A 17,380-nucleotide genomic window follows, 5' to 3' on the forward strand; every position below is an offset into this window, starting at 1 on the left:
TATTAGGGAGTTAGTCTTGAGTTGCAATCATCAGCATATAGCCTGGGCGTTCGCAGCAATTCTGCCCGCGCGAGGGGATATTTTCCCCGGCGAAGACCAGTTTGGCGGCCAGTTCCACCAGCAGCCGGGAATAGTCTTCGATGGCGGCTATATGCATGGAGTTTTCTTTTAAAATTTGTTCGATGCGCCCCAGATAGAGCGGTGAATTGGCACATGATCCGTCAAGGCATTGGATTTGTCCGGTGCCGTGTTGTCCTTTTCCTCTTTGATATAGGTCGCTGATGATCAGCTTGCCGTTTTCCTTCAGCACCCGTTTGAATTCGCTGATGGTCTGCTCCTTGTCCGGCAGCAACGAGAGTACGCATTCGCAGAAGATTGCGTCAAAACTGGAATCCGCAAAGGGGAGAGAAGAGCCGTCCGCACGGGTCAGTGGCAGGTCTGCCGGGGCTTCGGCAAGCTGGCGCGGGGAATAGTCCATGCCGCAGGCGTTCAGGCCGTGCTGAGCGCGCAGGTATTCCACTGTTGCGCCCAGTCCGCAACCCACATCCAGAACCCGTGCGTCTACGGGAAGTCCGGTCAGGGTAACGGCCCGGTCGGTGAGGGTGAAACCTCCGGGACGCAGGGTGTTTCCGGCGGCATCACGCAGGATGGATTTTTCCCAGAGCGGGGTCCCGGTCATTATTTATCCTCCAGCATCCGTTCCACCTCGGCCATTTTTCCTAAAGCCAGTTCTTCGGGAATAAGCACAAATCCGCAATCCGGGCAGGCGGGCAGTTCCACATTGAAGCGGCTGTCCAGATATTCCAGTTCCACCGGAGAAGGGTTCAGCGGTTTATTGCAGGTCGCGCATTTCCACGAGGAAAAATCTTCATCCAGAACTTTTAAGGTACTCATGAATTACCTCCTACTCCCAGAACTCTCATTCTATGAGACCAGACCCGGTGGACAAGATAGCTCCCGCCTTTCATTTCATACTCCACCCAGTAGGTGACTGTTACCGGGCGGAACTGTATCAGCTTGTGTCCGGTCTCTGTGTTTTCCAACACTTGCGCTGAATCCTGCACCGCATGCAGTGTTTTTTGGATGTCCGATAAAAGGATACGCCGTTCCTCCATCATGGTCCGGGCTTCCTCAGTGAACTCCACTGCCACGGATTCGTAATCGTGGCGTGGTTCGGGCTGCTCGTTCCAGGTCTGGCGGAGCAGGTTTTCCTTTAAGCGGACCCTGTTTTCGCGCCGGGCGGAATAGCCGGGGGCAATGCGTCCGGCGGGATCTTCGTTGCCGTCAGGAAAAATTATATCCAGAAAATGCATGCACCGTTTTCCGGCTTTGGCAAGCATGTCGCGGCACATGGCGCAGTAGGTCACTCCGTCATGGTCCAGTTTTTCAGCCCGATGCTCTGCGGCCTTGCGGGAAAGCGGCTGGTTGGCATTGCTGAGCAGTCCGCCGAAACCGCAGCATTCGGTCTGGGAGCCGGAAAGTTCCGGCTCTTCAAAGGTGATGTCCAGTCCGCTGAGCAGCATACGGACATCATTCATCAAATCGTGATTGCTGCGTGCGGAACAGGGGTCCTGTAAGGAAAGCAGTTCCAGTTCCGGGTGTTGGGACAGCTGTCCAAGTTCAGACCCCAGAACTGTCCACAGGGAAATAACATCCGCTTCCGGCAATCCTTTTTGCAGGCTCTCCATGCAGGAGGGGCAGGCGGCGATAATCTGCGGACGGCCGAGGGACTCCCAGTCCCGTTTCAGGGATTCCATTTTACGTCCGAACATATCTTTTTGTCCGGCCCAGTCCGCTGGCGCGCCGCAGCAGCGCAGCAGCAGTCCTGTTCCGCCGTCCAGCACGGAACAGAGGTGCGCGTAGGTGCGTTCAATGGCTCCGGGGTCGGATGCGCTGAGCTGGCAGCCGGGGAAGAAAAACTGTCTGCTGCTCTCTGTGCCGGGTTGGTGTCTGGCCAGCGCACAGACGGAAGAATCGGCAAAATCCATGTCGCGGAAGGCGAATTCATGGGCCGAGGGCGGCATGTGTCCTTTTTCAACCAGATCCTGCCGGGCTTCGAGGACAATGTCCTGCATGGCGAAATTTTCAGGGCAGACCTGTTCGCAGAGTCCGCAGAGCATGCAGGAGTTGATCATGGTGTTGGCCATGCGTGTGCCCATGACGATGGAGGCGTTGTTGTAAATCTGGCGGGCGTAAGCCTTGGGGTAGCTCTTGAATTCCTGCAGATAAACACAGTTGTTCACGCATTCCATGCACTCGCAGAGCAGACAGCGCGATGCTTCCTCGCGGGCCTGTTCCAAAGAATAGCCTCCGTCTGGAACAGCAACAGGATCAACCGTTGCCACCTTGCTGATATTAGTGAAAAGCTTTGTCTCAAACGGTGCTTCGCGGTCCCGTCCGGCAGTGAGTGAGGCGTTCTGGAGCTTGCGTTCAATGGAAAGAGCTCCCTTGCGGCCTACTGCGATGAGTTCGGTGATTGATTTACCGCTTACATCCGGGGAGGCGAATAGAAAATCAATGCTGGTCTCCAAGGTGGCGGGGTCCACCTGACTTAGGCCGAACTGGGTGGCGTTGAAGATCAGAGGATCAATAAAAATAGCATCGAAGCTTTTGCTGGCGGCCATGATCGTCTGCGCATCTGGCTTGCCGTGCTCTGCAAAGGAAACGTTCATTTTGCCGAGCTGGGCCAGTTCTTTTTCAATAATTTCATTGCTGACCAGCTCTGCCGGGAGATGACCGAGACCCTGCATTTTGTTTTCACAAAAGACAATGACGGTAAAACCTTTCTTGCCGAGGTCCCATGCGGCGGTCAGCCCGGAAAGGTGAGCACCGAAGACCGCGATGTTTCTTCCTTTTGGCGGCAAAGCCCGGATTATGGGAGTGCGTTTGGCGTTCTCGGCAGCGAACCGTTCCAGTGAAGCCAGTTCAATGCCGCCGCCCCTCTGGGCGCGCAGACAGTCGTTTTGACAGTCCCCGCCGCAGATTCTGGCAGTGACCGCAGGAAAGGGCATGGTTTTGCAGAGCACAGCCCATGCTTTATCCACTTGTCCTGCCTGAAGAAAACGACAAAACTCGCGCCCGTCTACATGCAGCGGACAACGAGCTTTACACTTAGGCGGCTCTTCCTGAGTACACCGCGCTTCCCAATCACGAAGATTTTTTTGATCCATAACGGCGAAGCCCTATTGAAAGGTTTTGGGAGAGTCCAGAGAACCCTTTTTCCACAAATCCGCAGGAAAGCGGATTTGGACGTTTCCTGTAAGGCAACGCCCCGAAGGGGTGAGCCACAGGAAGTGGCGAATCAAAAGGGTTCTTTGGCCCCCGGAGGGACTCTCGGTAGAGCCGCCGGAGGCAAAAAAAGCCCGGACTCCGGTATCAAACCAGAATCCGGGCTTACATTCAACTAATTAGCCTTTCATGGCAGCGAGAACCTTCTCGGGGCGAGCCGGGAGATGGGTTACGCGTGCGCCGCAGGCGTTGTAGATTGCGTTGATGATGGAAGCATGCGGGGTGGTCAGCGGAAGCTCACCGACACCGGATGCGCCGTGGGAACCGTTGGGACGTTCGGTCTCAACGTACACCAGTTCGATATCATCGGGGATCTGCTTGATGTAGGGGAAGCCTGCACCGACCATGGTGGCGTGCTTCTTGATGTCTTCGAAGTCCTCGGTAAGTGCGAGGCCGACACCCTGAGCGAGACCGCCGTACATCTGGCCGTCAACAGCGAGTTTGTTGTTGATCTTACCGATGTCTGCGATGAGCTTCATCTTTTCAACCTGAACTTTACCGGTAGCGATTTCAACTTCTACGCCGGACATGAACAGACCGTACATGTAGCAGGCAAAGGGTGAACCCTGACCGTTTTCATCACAATCGGTGGCCGGAGCGGACCATTTACCGTCGTAACGGAGCTCTTTACCCGCTGCGACCATTTCGTCGTAGCTCATGTAAGAGTTGTCAGACTTGCGCATGGCGTCCATGAGGTTGCGGCAGGCGGCGATAATTGCGTTACCGATAACAACCTGAGAGCGGCTACCACCTGCGGGACCGCCGTTGGGGCAGTTGCGGGTGTCGTTCATGACCAGATGGATCTGCTCGGGAGCGAGGCCGAGGGGACGCAGGGCTTCGTGGGCGGTACCCAGACAACCGATATCCGCACCCTGACCGTGGTCGTGCCAGCAGTTGAAGAGGGTTACGGAACCGTCTTTGTTCAGTTCGATTGCGGATTCAGCGGTGTCAGGTCCGTCAAGGCCGGAACCGTAGATACCTACTGCGATACCGATGCCGCGTTTGCAGCCTTCGGCAGCTGCTTCAGCAGCCCACTTTTTCATCTCTTCATACTTGGGACGGCCGGCCTTGAAGATGTCTTCCATGCAGTAGACTTCAGGCTGGCAGCCGGTGGGAGTGGTGTCGCCGGGGCGGTAGACGTTCTTTTCGCGCAGATCGAAGGGATCCATGCCGATTTTTTCAGCCAGTTCGTCCATCATGACTTCGTAGCCGAATTCGGTTTCAGGTGCGCCGTAACCGCGGAAAGCGGAACCCCATGCATGGTTGGTGCAGACGGTTTTACCGAGGCCGCGGATATTTTCCAGTTTGTAACCGGAACCGATGAACTGGGCACCGCGCAGGGTCAGCAGGTCACCGAATTCGGAGTAGGGACCGTGGTCGCAGGTCCAGTCGGTTTCCATACCGAGCAGGTCGCCGTCTTTGCTTGCGGCAAGGCGGATGTCGGTGAAGAAGGGAGAACGTTTACCGGTGTACTGCTGCTGCTGTTCCCAAGTGTAGTTCAGGAAAACAGGCTTGCCGGTTGCGAGGCAGGCTGCGCCGACCAGTGCTTCCATGGTGGGGGAGAACTTGTAACCGAAAGTACCGCCTGCATAGTTCTGGACCATGATCAGGTTTTCGAGTTCAACGCCTAAGCCCGGAGCGATCATGGCTGCGTGCAGGTGCAGGCCGATGGACTTGGAGTGGATGTTGAGCTTGCCGTCATCATCAAGGAAAGCAAAACCTACGTCCGGCTCGATGGGCATATGCGGCTGACGCTGCACATAGTAGGAACCTTCAAGAACAACGTCGGCTTTGTCCATGATCGGAGCGGTTTCTTCGCCCTTGACGATCTTCTGTTCAAAATAAACGTTGGGGGTGCCGGGGTGAATTTCCATGGCGTCTTCTGCCATGGCGGCAGGGGCGTTCATGTATTCGGGAAGCTGTTCCAGTTCTACTTTAACCAGCTTGGCTGCTTCTTTTGCGATTTTTTCAGAAGTAGCGCAGACGATAGCGATGGCGTCACCGTACTGGAAGACTTTTTCGTCGTTAAGGATAGGACGATCCCAACCGTCACCTTTGTTGGTGGGGAAGGTGATCAGACCGGTGATGCGGTTTTTACCTTTGATATCCTTGTAGGTAACGACTTTTTCAACGCCTTCCATGGCTTCAGCTGCGCTGGTGTCGATGGAGATGATGTTGGCGTGGGAAACTTCAGCCTGTACAAGGGCGCAATTGAGGGAACCTTCGGGCAGCTTCAGGCCGAGGTCTGCACCGTAGTCCAGAGTACCGGTGACTTTTGCCACTGCGGTGGGGCGGGGATATTTGGAACCCCAGATGCGCTGGTCAGCAGGCATCTTGAAGAGCAGATCGTCTTCGGACATGTCGCCGCGCATTACTGCTGCTGCGTCCTGCACTGCGTCAACCAAGGGTTTGTAACCGGTGCAGCGGCAGGCGTTGCGGTTCTTCTGGAACCAGTCACGGATGTCTGCGCGGGTCGGTTTGGGATTGGCAAGGAGCAGGGCGTAGGTGGAGACAACAAAACCGGGGGTACAGAAACCGCACTGTGCGCCGCCGTGGGCAATCCATGCGAGCTGGATGGGGTGCAGTTCGGTGGGGGTACCGATACCTTCGGTGGTGAGGATTTCGGTGAAATCTTCAACACGTTTCATTTTCAGGGCGCAGGTGCGTTTGAGCTTGCCGTCTATAATAACGGAGCAGCTACCGCACTGTCCGGTTCCGCAACCGATCTTTACGCTGAGCAGACCGAGTTTTTCACGCAGAACATTGGCGAGGGTTTCATCATTTTCGCAGATGATGAATTTCTCAACGCCGTTAACTTTCAGAGTCCGTTTGATCATGGAAAGAACCTCCTTGAATTACTGCTTTTTTGTATTAGCAGGCGTCCGGGAAGGACGTCGAACTATCCTCTATTTACCGAAAGAACACAGCGGGTAGCGGCAGGTGTCGCAACCGGCACAGAAACCGCCGTGGCCCAATTCGGCGATTTCAGCGCGGGTGGGGCGTTCGCCGGCCACAATCCGCGGAACTATAAGGTCGAAAATGCTGGCCCGGTAGTACATGACACAGCCCGGAAGACCGACGATGGGTACACCGTTCAGGTAACCGAGCATGAACATTACTCCGGGAAAGGTGGGGGAGCCGTAGGTGACTATTTCAGCACCTGTGGCCCGGATGGATGCCGGGGTCTGGTCGTCGGGGTCGACGCTCATACCGCCGGTGACCACCACCATCTGCGCTCCGTCATCAATTGCTTTGAGGATCGCGGTGCTGGTCATGTCGGGGTCATCGCTGACAAAGGTCTGACCCATGACTTCCGAATTAAGCTGGGAAAATTTTTTGCGGATTACCGGACCGAATTTGTCCTTGATCCGGCCATGGTAGACTTCGCTTCCGGTGGTGATGAGGCCCACTTTGAGATTGCGGAAAGGCTTCACACTGACGATGGGACCGCAGTCGCGACAGATTTCCTCAACCTGTTCTATTTTACTCTCATCAATAACCAGCGGAACTACGCGGGTTCCGGCCACTTCGCGGGATTCAGTAATCTGTATTCCATTGTGCAGGGTGGCCACCACAACTTCGTCAATGGAGTTGATACGGTTTAAAGCCTCCACATTGATGCAGAGCAGACCGGGGGAGGCAACCATGTTGATGCGTCCTTCACTGATGTCGGTGAGGGTGATTCCCGGACCGGCAGTTGCTTTGGCAATGCGTCTGGCGGCATCGTTTTCATGCAGCTGGCCTTCTTCAAGGGTCAGGATGTAGACGTGTTCCTTGCCGATCTCCAGAAGCACCGGAATATCATCCGGGGTGATGATGTGGCCTTTTTTAAAGGCGGGGCCTTTGAATTCGCCGGGGACGATGCGGGTCATATCTTGGCAGAGGACATTGCCGATGGCATCCTGAACAGGAACAGTTTTCATCATGAAATAAGGCTCCGGAGTGAAATAGGTTCGCTTTCTTCAATTTCCGCAAAGTCCTTGTTGAGTATATCAAAAAAGACATAATTAAAGATAATAGATCAGCGCGGAAATGCTTTTAAAAAATCATTATGATTTTGGGTTTTATATGTCCAAGTGGGAATAATAAGTCAAGTAACCCCAATATATTGGCGGTTTGGTATCGTTCCTTTTTGGACAAGCTTCTGCAGCCCTTGACGGGCAAGGGATGTGCAGAATCCACCTCAACTGAGTAAATCTTAAAGCAAAATTAGGTCCAAAATGACATAGTTAATGAAAACGGTGGTTTGGTGAAAAGATGATTTTTAAGACTGGATCAATATTTTTAAATTTTTTTTTACAGGTTTTTATTTGTCTGCTATAATTTCAGGTTTAACATGTGAAAGTTCGCATAAAAAGCTGATTGTGTCGGGAGTGTGTCATTATGGGACAGTTGTCATGCGGATGTGTGTCAGAAGCAGACTGTGCAGAATGGAAACCGCGCTATGCAAGGCTGGATAAGGGTTTGTGCGGAACTGCAACGGTCATATTGGGGTTTGTGCAAAACGGAAACCTGCCGGGTTGAATCAGCGCGTTTCCCGGCAGGTTTTTGCTGAAATTATGGTTAACCGGAGTTGACCATGACAACCTGTTGGTTGACATTACATATTGCCGACAAGCTCCAGATGGGGGCGCGGCTTTGTTTCAGCACAAAATTTATTGCGCTGACGTTCCAGCCATTGCGGTGATTCATGCCCGTTCTCCAAAACGAAGATGGAATCGGCCAGATAGTAGGCCTCTTCCAGATCATGGGTAACGTGAATGATGGGGATATTCAGTTCGCTTTTCAGGGCGCGCAATTCTTTGCGCAACCCTTCGCGGGTGGCGATATCCAGCGCAGAGAAGGGTTCATCCAGCAACAACAGCACCGGCTCGCGGGCAAGGGCCTGACAGAAGGCCGCCCGCTGGCGTTCCCCGCCGGAGATGTTGGCCGGCTTGCTTTCAGCGATGTGCGAGATTCCGAATTTTTCCAGCAGCCCGGAAACACACTCTTTATCCACAGCGGCAAAAGCCACATTCTTGCGCACATTCAAGTGCGGGAAGAGGGTGTATTCCTGAAAAACAAGTCCCAGCCCGCGCTGCTGCGGCTTGGCAAAGTTTTTTGCGGCTGTATCCACCCAGATATTTCCGTCGAGGGAGATGGTTCCGGCATCCGGCTTTTCCAGCCCGGCGATGATGCGCACCAAGGTGCTTTTTCCGGCCCCGGACGGACCGACAATGGCGGTCAGGGTGCCGGGTTTACAGTCCAGATTTACGTCCAGTGCAAAGTTGGGCAACTGTTTACGGATATTTATCTTCAAAGTCATACTCTGCTCCGGCTGACACGGTTGAGTCGGTTGATGGCGAGTAAGGCCAGAAAGCTGACCGGGATGATTGCCAACGACATGTACATGGCGTCGTCGTAACGCATGGCTTCCACTGCTTCGTATATGGCGATGGAAGCGACCTTGGTGGAACCGGGGATGGAACCGCCGACCATGAGGATTACTCCGAATTCACCGAGGCTGTGGGCAAAGACCAGCATGGCCGAGGCCGCCAGACCGGGCAGACTGTTGGGCAGTACCACCCTGAAGAAGGTGGCGGTGGAAGAAAGCCCCAGCACAGCTGCGTTTTCCAGCAGCCGGATGTCCAGCTTTTCAAAGGCCGCACGCATGGGTTGCACTGCAAAGGGCAGATTGTAGACCAGCGAGGCCAGCAGGATTCCGGAAAAACTGAAAACCATGCGTTCCCCGGTCAGGTCCCGCCAGAAACCTCCCAGCACTCCTTGCGGCCCCATAGCTATGAGCAGCCCGAAACCGAGAACCGTGGGCGGCAGGACCATGGGCAGGGAAACAATCGCGTCAATGAAGGACTTGCCCCTGAAGTCAAGGAAGGCAAGGATGTATGCAATGGGCGCGGCTACAATGGGAATAAACAGGGTCGTGGCCACTGCAAGCTTGGCCGAGATATAAAGCGGGTAAAAATCCATTAGTCATACCCGTATTTTTTCTTGATGGTGCGTACTTCCGGGCTGGACAGGAAGTGTACAAATTTCCGGGCAGCTTCTTTATGTTCCGATGACTTGAGTACGCAGGCGGCCTGAATTACCGGAGGAGCCTGCTCCACAAGGTGGAAGCCGCCCTGCTTCCCGGTGGGGGTGAACATGGAGGAGTAGGCGCAAAATCCTGCATCCGCCGCCCCTGTGGATGTAAACTGGAAAGCCTGCGCAATGGTCTGGGCAAAGACCAGTTCCGGTTTTACCTGCTTCCACAGTTTTTCCTGTTTCAGAGCGGTCATGGCAGCACTGCCGTAAGGCGCGGTTTCAGTGTTGGCGATGGCTATTTTATGGAGTTTCCCGCTTTTGACTGCTTCCTGCCAGCTTTTGCCGATTGTATCTTTATCAAGGGACCAGAAGACAACCTTGCCGACAGCATAAACAAAAGGAGTCTCGGCCAGTCCGTCTTTGAACAGTTTTTTAGGACGGCGTTCATCTGCAGCCAGAAAAAGATCAAAAGGTGCGCCGTTAACTATCTGGGCGTAAAGTTTCCCGGTGGATGTGTAGGTGGCCTGCATTTTTAATCCGCTGTTTTTTTCAAAAGCGGGGATGATTTCTTTCATGGCGGGCATGAAATTGGCGGCCTGTGCGATCATGAGGTCGGCTGCATTTGCCGAAAGGGGCAGTGTCAACAGCAGGGTGAGGATGAGTGCGCTGATCCGTTTCATTTTTAATTCTCCATTTTCAAATTGAGGTCTTCCTGAATTGGCTTTATCAGTATCTTATGTTTATGCAGGGGAAGGATAAATTTTCAAACCGGTCACGCGTTTATTTAAAAACGTGACTGCCCGAAGGGTTATTTCAGTGGTCAAAAAAGCAAAAGATAATCAGCTTTCAAACAGCGGGGAAACAAAACTTGCTCCTGCGGAAGTCTTTGATGTTCCTGATAATATTCTCCATCTTGATGCGCGGGAGCTTAGCCTGCTGGAAGACGGTTTTCGCAGCTGGAAAGAGGGGACTGTGCGTGCGGACTATGTCCGTTCCCGCACCAGAGCCTTTTGTCTTTTTCTGATCCTGCGTCATAGCGGGGCCCGGCTGGGTGAAATTTTAAAGCTTGATGAGCGGCGGGATATTAACCTGGCAAGGGCTGTTGTCTACCTCGGACGGGAAGGCCGGAAGCGGGAAGTCCCTCTGCCGCAGTCTGTCTGCCGGGAACTTAAGGGCATGATTGACGGTCCCATGGGGGTCGGGCTTGAGGGCATGGTTTTTCATCTTGATCCCGGTTACGTGCGCAGAGTTTTTTACGAGCGGGCCGAGAAATGCGGTCTGGAGCGCAAAAAAGGTGCGCCTTCGGTACTGCGGCGTTCACGGGCAGTGGAAATGCTGCGCAACGGGGTGCCGCTGGGCGTGGTCCGCAAGGTGCTCGGACAGTCTTCCGCAGATCTCGCGGCGGTCTATCAGGAATGGTCTTCCGGGGATGTGAAGAATATTGTCCGGCGTATGGCTCTTGAGGAAAACGCGCTTAAATCAAGTGCCCGGAACACCTTTGCCGGTCAGGTCCGTTCGGTGAACCGGGACGGGGTGCTGGCCGATGTTGAGTTTGAAACCGCAGAAGGTGTTATCATCAGTTCGGTAATCACTCTGGAGAGTCTTTATAAGCTCGGACTTGAGCCGGGAATTTCGGTCTCAGCCACTGTAAAAGCACCGCTGGTGGCAGTGCGGCCTTTGAAAGGAAAAGGCACCAGCTCACGCAACTGTGTTCCGGCCAAAGTAACCTCCATCAAGCAGACCGAAGTACTGGCCGAGGTTTCCGGAGAAAGCTCCGGGGGAACCCAGATGTGCGCGTTGGTTACTTCATGGTCCATCGAGGAAGAAGGACTGTTTGACGGAGCGGACGTGGAATTTTGTTTTAAGGCTTTGTCTGTAGTGCTGCATGCGGTGTAAGAGTGGGCAGGCACTGCCTGCCCGATACTTTATTAAATTAGAATGGCTGCCCGCTATTGATCAGGAATTCCCCTTTAAGCAAACCATTGCCGTGCATTCTGAGCTTTTCGATAGCCCCTATCAGGGCTTTTCTGTGGCGGGAATCATCGGATTTCCATTCAATCACTGCGTGACCGTAAAAAGCATGTACCCCTATGTTCGCTGCATTGAATATTATACGCCGTGTTGCGTGGGCAGGAATATCAAATTGTCCAGTCCCGCTGGAAACTACGGTCGGGCCAGCATACACAGTCATCCCGGATGTCACGGTATCGCCATTTTGGTCGTAGATAGTAATTAGGCATTGGACATTTTTATTGCTGATGTTTGAAAGATTTATAAAAGTCCATTCTCTGGATATAGAGCTGTTGTAGCCGGAATTAATACTGGGAACAATGGCGCAACCCTGAGCATCGAATGCTGTTTCAGCCATTGCTATCCCACTTGTTGCTATAGTTAAGATCATTGCGAAAATTGCTTGCATCATCGTTTTCATGAAATCTCCTGTTGAGTTGTATGTGATTTTATGTGCTTGTTGTTATTTTTTATCTACTGATATGTCAACGGAGATGATTCTGCTTCAGGCATGCGGTGTGACTTTTTCTTTGTTCAAGTTCCATTTTATCATGTATAATTAGCCCCTGCTTGGCATAAATAACGTTGTGAGTTGTTTTTCCTAATGTGAACCACAGGTGGTGAGTGTGCGGTCTGTTTCAGTTTTATTTCTTTTTGTTGCGCTTGGCGCATTTTTCTTATTTCCGGTGCCTGCGTGCTGTGAAGCCGGGGAAGACTCGGTTGAGCCCATGGAAGTGGTCTTCATCAATCCCGGAAAATCCGATCCTGCAGATCCAACCGGCGGGTTCTGGCGGGAGGTCAGTTCTTTTATGCAGGCTGCTGCCGAAGATCTGGGCGTTGATCTCGAAATTATTTATACTGAACGCAATCACATATTAATGCGCAAAAAAGCGGAAGAAGTGCTTAACCGCAAGTCTTTGCCTGATTACTTGGTCGTAGTGAATGAAAAGCTTGCGGCGGGTAAAATTATCGCCGATGCGGACGGGAAGGAGGTTAAGGTCTTCAACCTCCTGCTGGATTTTTATGGTGATCAGGCTGCAGAACTGGGTAAGCCAAGAGAAAAGTATAAGCATTGGATAGGCGGGCTGGTCCCGGACAACCGCTGGGCCGGGTATAATCTGGCAAAAGAACTGCTGGAGAAAGCCAAGAAGCAGGGGATGGCTGAAGACAAAATCAGGCTTCTTCCCATTGCCGGGGATTACGCCACTCAGGCGACTCTGCTCCGAAATGAGGGCTTGGCTTATGCCCGTGCCGATTTTTTTGATGCAAAATTTTTTCCCGAAATTCATTGTCTTTGGCGCAAAGACCAAGCCTATGAGCTGGTAACAAAATTTTTGAATCGGAACCCGGAAGTAAATGTTATCTGGGCTGCCAATGACCCCATGGCCCTTGGGGCTATTGAGGGGATAAAGAAGAGCGGTTTTGTTCCGGGTAAAGATATTCTGGTTGGTGGAATCAACTGGGACAAACCTGCGCTTGAGGCGGTGAAAAACGGCAGTCTTGCCCTTTCCGTCGGCGGGCATTTCATGACCGGAGGTTGGGGGCTGGTCATGCTTTATGATTATCACCATGGGCATGATTTTTCCGGGAAAGGCGGCCCCATGGTCAGAAAGAGAATTTTCGGTGTGATTGATGACCGGAATGTTGGTCTTTTTTTAAAAAGATTCGGTTCACGTGACTGGTCCGGAATTGATTTCAGGAGATTTTCCAAAGCCTGCAATGATTCTCTGCAGGAGTATGATTTTTCCGTGCAGGCTTTGCTGGGTAATTAAATCGGAATGATAAGATTTCAGATTGTTCTTGTAGACAATTTTTTCTTGTGTTAGTAGTAATTGTTACTAATTAAAACAAACGGAGTAAATACCATGAATGAAAGAACAGGTGTAATCACTTTCCAGTCCAATCCCCTGACCCTCCTCGGCAATGAAATCAAGGTGGGCGACAAAGCTCCCAAATTCACCGCAACTGATAACGGCCTTGCTCCCAAAGCTCTGGCTGATTTCGCAGGCAAAGTGCTGATCATCAGTGCTGTTCCTTCCCTTGATACCCCTGTGTGCGACATGGAAACACGCAGGTTCAACAACGAAGCTGCAAATCTCGGCGATGATATCAAAATTCTGACCCTGTCCATGGACCTTCCTTTTGCTCAGGCCCGCTGGTGCGGTGCTGCCGGCGTAGAAGCTGTGCAGACTCTTTCCGATCACGCAAGTGCATCTTTCGGCGAAGCGTACGGAGTGCTGATCAAGGAGTTGCGCCTGCTCAGCCGCGCTGTTTTCGTAGTCGATAAGTCCGGCACTGTGCAGTATGTTCAGTACGTAAGTGAGATAACCGAGGAACCGGATTATGATGCAGCTTTAGAGGCTGCTAAGAAGCTGGTTTAATAGATCAAATTGATAAAATCAAAAGGCTCCCGCTATCCGGCAGGAGTCTTTTCTTATTTAAGGCTTGACCGCAAAATATGTGCTAAGCTAAAGAAAAACCTTACCAAAAGCCAACGTAGCTCAGTCGGTAGAGCAGCTGATTCGTAACCAGCAGGCCGGGCGTTCAATTCGCCTCGTTGGCTCCATGAAAAAGTTAAGCCTCACAGTGTGTTATTGCATTGTGAGGCTTTCTTTGTGTGGGCCGAAAAGTGGCTGTGTACGCAAATTGTACGCAAAATTCAATTTTGGTGACGGTTGTGGTGGCGGTTTGAACAGCTTGGGCCGCGTACATTTGGACAATATGCTGGGAAATTATTCTGGCTGATAGGTAAGCTTCTGGATTGACTGGGTAAGGTGTCCACTGGACAGGTGCGCATAAATTTCAGTTGTGCGCTTGTCGGTATGACCAAGCAGTTCTCCGATGGAATGAAGGGACTCACCTGCTTCCGCCAAGTTGGATGCAAAAGTATGGCGCAGGTCATGGAGTCTGAAATCTTCAAATCCTGCGTTAATCAGGGCCTGCTTTACATGTTTGCTGATCGTATCAATATGCAGCCATTTTTTGAAAACACGGCCTGTTCTGTCCTCATAGGACTCTAAGACTTCTCTAAAAGTCGGATGCATGGGGTAGTGCTTTGAAAGGTGGGTTTTGCTCCTGCGTATCAGGTAGGAATTCCTTTCGAAGTCGATGTCTTTCCATTCAAGATTAAAAAGCTCTTCCCTACGGCGTCCCGTAAACAGGTAGCTGATGATAAGTTTCTTGAGTTCGTTATCCGTGACAGATGCCAGAAATTCAGTGCATTGCTCAGGGCTAAGGAAAGCTGGAGGTCGTTTGGTTTTTTTAACTAATTTACAAGACGCAAATGGATTTTCTTTTACGTATTTCCATTCAACCGCCTTGTTCATAACCATGCGGGCATGGCTGATATAGTTATTGATAGATGCTGGCTTGAGCTTCTTTTTCCGGCTTTGAGCTACCAGCTTATCAATCGTCTTGTGGCTAAGTTGGTCCAGCCGTTTGGATGCTGATTCAATCGCAAGGATTTTGTTCAGGGCTAATCTGTTGGCCCTGAAGGTCTTATATATCTGTGTAGTCTCTGCCCACTCTAGGTATTCCGCTGCAAAGTCACCTAAAGATATGGATTTTTCTTTTGTAAGCTGCTTCAGCCTACCCGCCAAATATTCCCTTTTGATCTCGTTAAAAATTCGCAGGGCTTTGGCTTTGTCCTTAGTTTTGAGGCTCACTCTTTTACGATTGATTTCGTAGTACCAAAAGTCGCCTCTTTTGAAAGGTTTTCGTATAGCCATTATGTTCTTATTCATACATAAATACCTGTAAATGTTCAACTATTAATCTGTCGTTTTGAAGCATTTCGTCTATGCTGGACGACTCTATCCGCCAGTGACCGGAAGGAAGTTTTTCGGCACGAACCAACCCTTCTTGGCAATACTTGCGCATGGTATCGCGACAGACATTGAGCTTACTCATTGCCTGCCCCATTTTGAGCCAAGTTATGGGCTTGGCCTCAATGCATGTATTTCGGGTTGTTAAAACCATAAATCCTCCACCGAGCTAACGATGGAGGATTTATGTGATAATGAAAACTGAACAGATGGTTTACATTAGTTTAATGTAAATATACTAGTCTATGTTTTGTCATTATTTGTTTTTGTGCTCATGTCGTTTTTGGCAAAATACCGTTCAATTTTTTCTTTGGGGTAAGGTTCCAGTTTATCATCTGTTGCTGGACAAATTTCAAAGCCCGGGTCGATGTGTAAAATTCTTTCTTCAGGAACAACTGGTGGGGTGTATGCTCCTCGTCTAGATGCTTTATAGTTAATGCAAAATGATTTGTATCTCTCAGCGATAGAGAAAAAATTTTTTACGTCTTTGATAAATTCTTTTTCAGTTAAGGAGTTGGGCGGGCGTGTTATATTATAGGCTGCACAGTAATGAAGTCTATTGCGATAATTATTTATAACATCGTTGATGTATGATTCAGATATGTTACGATGAAACTTTTCATCTTTATTTTTTGCTTCTTTCTTTAAATATGAAAGCCCAGTTCTATATAGTGATTTTGCTTTGTTGATGCTTGGTTCTTCAAAGTTATGATATACTTGAGAATAGAGAATTCTTATTACTAATCCAGCAGCAGCTCTACTTCTTCTTTGCTTTTTTAATTCTTTTAAAAAATCAAAATCAGCGATTATCTCTGTAGTGATTTCAGCGACTTCTTCATAGTCTATATCTCCTACATCAAAGCCATCGTATTCTCTGTGTTCCATTATAAACCTATAATAAAGAAAGCTGAATGCCTTTATACGCTTTACTTCATCATCTGGAAAAAGAATAAAGCTATCAACTTTGAACCAGTTATGGAAAATTGTTTCATTGTCGGAAAATGTTATTCCTCGCATAGCTACCTCAAAGCCTTTATCAGTCTATAGGCCAACTTCACTTCTTCCTCAGGGCAATTCTCAATATGGCGGATTAACTCTGCTCGTAGATCTGCCACATCCCCTTCATGATCACAGCGCATCAGTTCAGGCAGTTCTATTCCAAGAGCTGTTGCAACTTTTTCTAAGGACTGGGCTGTCACATTCACTTCGCCTCGTTCTATCTCGCCTATATGCTTGCCGGAGAGTCCGGCTTTCTCAGCTAAAGAATCTTGGGTCAGGTTACTTTGTTTCCTGAGCTCTTTTATGCGTTTGCCAAGCTTTGTTGTGATCGAAGTCATGCTTTACCCCTTAACCGCTCAAATTATCAGGCTAATAGGCTAGCAGAGACCATGTCTGGATTTCTTTTAATTTGAAAAAACAACCCATGAGTGTTATTTGGGCTTGATCAAGCAATCGAATCTGTTCAAGGGGGGGGCTCATGCTGGTTACAGCGACAGGAAAGAAGGCCGTAGGTAGGGGGAAAGGACGTTTTTCAGAAGATGAAATTACTTCTATTGTTTTTAGCCCAATACTGATGATGAATGATACTCGATTAACTTGGGCATTTTGGAAGGAAGTAGTTGAGGGGGCTGGTAAAACTTGGCCTTATGTATGGATTCCAGAATCAATGAAAATTGAATTCTGGCCTAAAATGCAGACTCTAGGGGATCGGCTTGTTGAGCCGGATCTTTTGTTCAGTTTTTTAGGTCCCGATGAACTTTGCTTGAATATAATAGTCGAAATTAAATGGGATTCAGGATTGAGTTCGCCAGATCAGCTAGTCAAGCAATGGTTTCATAAGGAAGATGTTCGTGGAGAATGTTTGCATTTTTACCTAACAAAATCAGCCATAAAAGGATTGCAGTCAATAAATGATTCAATTGAGTATGCCGAGTCAGTTCCAGATTGTCTGAATGTAGCTGAATGGAAAGATAAGTTGCTCGCTCTCACTTGGGGAAATGTCCACCAAGCTGCAAGCCATTTTTCAAAAGATTCAATTTGGGCTGAAGCCATATTAATTTTTTTAGAAAAACAAGGAATTTCATCTTTTACAGGTTTTGACTGGGTGAAGAGTTTAAATTGTCCGTTCAATGTTGAAGAGTCTTCTTTCTTTTCTCTAACTCCATGGTTTGATTTTGATCTTGGGTTGTTACCTGAAGAAGATAATGGATTTTTTTATAAGAACAATTAGGAGGGTT

General features: G+C 50.1%; 17 protein-coding genes and 1 tRNA gene. 5 read left to right on the plus strand and 13 right to left on the minus strand.

The window, feature by feature from the left end; genetic code table 11:
* Positions 1-10: 10 nt before the first annotated feature.
* The 8 genes from trsM to modA all read right to left on the minus strand — a co-directional run bounded on the left by trsM (position 11) and on the right by modA (position 9,989).
* Positions 11-679, minus strand: a complete 669-nt coding sequence (gene trsM, locus FMR86_RS04700) for a DVU_1556 family methyltransferase (RefSeq protein WP_163349929.1) — start codon at positions 677-679, stop codon at positions 11-13.
* Positions 679-894: a DVU_1557 family redox protein gene (locus tag FMR86_RS04705; RefSeq protein WP_163349930.1), complete on the minus strand. Its 216-nt coding sequence runs from the start codon at positions 892-894 to the stop codon at positions 679-681. Before FMR86_RS04705 ends, trsM begins: the two co-directional genes overlap by 1 nt.
* The gene (locus FMR86_RS04710; protein WP_163349931.1) at positions 891-3,170 is read right to left on the minus strand and encodes a pyridine nucleotide-disulfide oxidoreductase/dicluster-binding protein; all 2,280 of its coding nucleotides are present in this window, start codon (positions 3,168-3,170) and stop codon (positions 891-893) included. The genes FMR86_RS04705 and FMR86_RS04710 overlap by 4 nt, the downstream gene beginning before the upstream one ends.
* A 237-nt stretch (positions 3,171-3,407) precedes the next feature.
* Entirely contained in the window at positions 3,408-6,125 is a 2,718-nt protein-coding gene (locus FMR86_RS04715; protein ID WP_163349932.1) for a molybdopterin-dependent aldehyde oxidoreductase, read from the minus strand.
* A gap of 69 nt (positions 6,126-6,194) precedes the next feature.
* A complete protein-coding gene (locus FMR86_RS04720) occupies positions 6,195-7,214 on the minus strand; it encodes a molybdopterin-binding protein (protein ID WP_163349933.1) in 1,020 nt (339 codons plus the stop codon).
* Between the two features lie 674 nt (positions 7,215-7,888).
* Positions 7,889-8,593 carry an ATP-binding cassette domain-containing protein gene (locus FMR86_RS04725; RefSeq protein ID WP_163349934.1) on the minus strand — a complete coding sequence of 235 codons (705 nt, stop codon included), beginning with the start codon at positions 8,591-8,593 and terminating at the stop codon, positions 7,889-7,891.
* Positions 8,590-9,255, minus strand: a complete 666-nt coding sequence (gene modB, locus FMR86_RS04730; protein WP_163349935.1) for a molybdate ABC transporter permease subunit — start codon at positions 9,253-9,255, stop codon at positions 8,590-8,592. The genes FMR86_RS04725 and modB overlap by 4 nt, the downstream gene beginning before the upstream one ends.
* Positions 9,255-9,989: a molybdate ABC transporter substrate-binding protein gene (modA, locus tag FMR86_RS04735; RefSeq protein ID WP_163349936.1), complete on the minus strand. Its 735-nt coding sequence runs from the start codon at positions 9,987-9,989 to the stop codon at positions 9,255-9,257. Before modA ends, modB begins: the two co-directional genes overlap by 1 nt.
* A gap of 136 nt (positions 9,990-10,125) precedes the next feature.
* On the opposite strand from modA, the gene FMR86_RS04740 reads away from it, so the two are divergent.
* The gene (locus FMR86_RS04740; protein WP_163349937.1) at positions 10,126-11,205 is read left to right on the plus strand and encodes a TOBE domain-containing protein; all 1,080 of its coding nucleotides are present in this window, start codon (positions 10,126-10,128) and stop codon (positions 11,203-11,205) included.
* Between the two features lie 37 nt (positions 11,206-11,242).
* Here FMR86_RS04740 and FMR86_RS04745 read toward each other — a convergent pair whose 3' ends face one another.
* Positions 11,243-11,740: a hypothetical protein gene (locus FMR86_RS04745; protein ID WP_163349938.1), complete on the minus strand. Its 498-nt coding sequence runs from the start codon at positions 11,738-11,740 to the stop codon at positions 11,243-11,245.
* A gap of 205 nt (positions 11,741-11,945) precedes the next feature.
* Here FMR86_RS04745 and FMR86_RS04750 point away from each other — a divergent pair, with 205 nt between their 5' ends.
* The 3 genes from FMR86_RS04750 to FMR86_RS04760 all read left to right on the plus strand — a co-directional run bounded on the left by FMR86_RS04750 (position 11,946) and on the right by FMR86_RS04760 (position 13,885).
* Positions 11,946-13,091, plus strand: a complete 1,146-nt coding sequence (locus FMR86_RS04750) for an ABC transporter substrate-binding protein (RefSeq protein ID WP_163349939.1) — start codon at positions 11,946-11,948, stop codon at positions 13,089-13,091.
* A 93-nt stretch (positions 13,092-13,184) separates the two neighbouring features.
* Positions 13,185-13,700 carry a thiol peroxidase gene (gene tpx, locus FMR86_RS04755; RefSeq protein ID WP_163349940.1) on the plus strand — a complete coding sequence of 172 codons (516 nt, stop codon included), beginning with the start codon at positions 13,185-13,187 and terminating at the stop codon, positions 13,698-13,700.
* 109 nt (positions 13,701-13,809) lie between these two features.
* A tRNA-Thr gene (locus FMR86_RS04760) sits at positions 13,810-13,885 on the plus strand.
* Positions 13,886-14,051: 166 nt separating this feature from the next.
* Here the strand turns inward: FMR86_RS04760 and FMR86_RS04765 are convergent.
* The 4 genes from FMR86_RS04765 to FMR86_RS04780 all read right to left on the minus strand — a co-directional run bounded on the left by FMR86_RS04765 (position 14,052) and on the right by FMR86_RS04780 (position 16,480).
* The gene (locus tag FMR86_RS04765) at positions 14,052-15,062 is read right to left on the minus strand and encodes a site-specific integrase (RefSeq protein WP_163349941.1); all 1,011 of its coding nucleotides are present in this window, start codon (positions 15,060-15,062) and stop codon (positions 14,052-14,054) included.
* Positions 15,055-15,297 (minus strand): helix-turn-helix domain-containing protein, encoded by a 243-nt coding sequence (locus FMR86_RS04770; protein WP_163349942.1) that lies wholly within the window; start codon positions 15,295-15,297, stop codon positions 15,055-15,057. The genes FMR86_RS04765 and FMR86_RS04770 overlap by 8 nt, the downstream gene beginning before the upstream one ends.
* 89 nt (positions 15,298-15,386) lie before the next feature.
* Positions 15,387-16,160, minus strand: coding sequence for a hypothetical protein (locus tag FMR86_RS04775; RefSeq protein ID WP_163349943.1), 774 nt, complete (start codon positions 16,158-16,160; stop codon positions 15,387-15,389).
* Between the two features lie 2 nt (positions 16,161-16,162).
* Entirely contained in the window at positions 16,163-16,480 is a 318-nt protein-coding gene (locus tag FMR86_RS04780; protein ID WP_163349944.1) for a helix-turn-helix domain-containing protein, read from the minus strand.
* A gap of 140 nt (positions 16,481-16,620) precedes the next feature.
* On the opposite strand from FMR86_RS04780, the gene FMR86_RS04785 reads away from it, so the two are divergent.
* Positions 16,621-17,373, plus strand: coding sequence for a hypothetical protein (locus FMR86_RS04785; protein WP_163349945.1), 753 nt, complete (start codon positions 16,621-16,623; stop codon positions 17,371-17,373).
* The last annotated feature ends 7 nt before the right edge of the window (positions 17,374-17,380 follow it).

The sequence above is a fragment of the Desulfovibrio sp. JC010 genome (assembly GCF_010470675.1).
In the GTDB taxonomy this organism is placed as follows: domain Bacteria; phylum Desulfobacterota; class Desulfovibrionia; order Desulfovibrionales; family Desulfovibrionaceae; genus Maridesulfovibrio.

Bases quoted from the DNA above. Each gene is read 5' to 3' on its own strand.
- trsM (WP_163349929.1), bottom strand. From the start codon at position 679: ATGACCGGGACCCCGCTCTGGGAAAAATCCATCCTGCGTGATGCCGCC.
- FMR86_RS04705 (WP_163349930.1), bottom strand. From the start codon at position 894: ATGAGTACCTTAAAAGTTCTGGATGAAGATTTTTCCTCGTGGAAATGC.
- FMR86_RS04710 (WP_163349931.1), bottom strand. From the start codon at position 3,170: ATGGATCAAAAAAATCTTCGTGATTGGGAAGCGCGGTGTACTCAGGAA.
- FMR86_RS04715 (WP_163349932.1), bottom strand. From the start codon at position 6,125: ATGATCAAACGGACTCTGAAAGTTAACGGCGTTGAGAAATTCATCATC.
- FMR86_RS04720 (WP_163349933.1), bottom strand. From the start codon at position 7,214: ATGATGAAAACTGTTCCTGTTCAGGATGCCATCGGCAATGTCCTCTGC.
- FMR86_RS04725 (WP_163349934.1), bottom strand. From the start codon at position 8,593: ATGACTTTGAAGATAAATATCCGTAAACAGTTGCCCAACTTTGCACTG.
- modB (WP_163349935.1), bottom strand. From the start codon at position 9,255: ATGGATTTTTACCCGCTTTATATCTCGGCCAAGCTTGCAGTGGCCACG.
- modA (WP_163349936.1), bottom strand. From the start codon at position 9,989: ATGAAACGGATCAGCGCACTCATCCTCACCCTGCTGTTGACACTGCCC.
- FMR86_RS04745 (WP_163349938.1), bottom strand. From the start codon at position 11,740: ATGAAAACGATGATGCAAGCAATTTTCGCAATGATCTTAACTATAGCA.
- tpx (WP_163349940.1), top strand. From the start codon at position 13,185: ATGAATGAAAGAACAGGTGTAATCACTTTCCAGTCCAATCCCCTGACC.
- FMR86_RS04765 (WP_163349941.1), bottom strand. From the start codon at position 15,062: ATGAATAAGAACATAATGGCTATACGAAAACCTTTCAAAAGAGGCGAC.
- FMR86_RS04770 (WP_163349942.1), bottom strand. From the start codon at position 15,297: ATGGTTTTAACAACCCGAAATACATGCATTGAGGCCAAGCCCATAACT.
- FMR86_RS04775 (WP_163349943.1), bottom strand. From the start codon at position 16,160: ATGCGAGGAATAACATTTTCCGACAATGAAACAATTTTCCATAACTGG.
- FMR86_RS04780 (WP_163349944.1), bottom strand. From the start codon at position 16,480: ATGACTTCGATCACAACAAAGCTTGGCAAACGCATAAAAGAGCTCAGG.
- FMR86_RS04785 (WP_163349945.1), top strand. From the start codon at position 16,621: ATGCTGGTTACAGCGACAGGAAAGAAGGCCGTAGGTAGGGGGAAAGGA.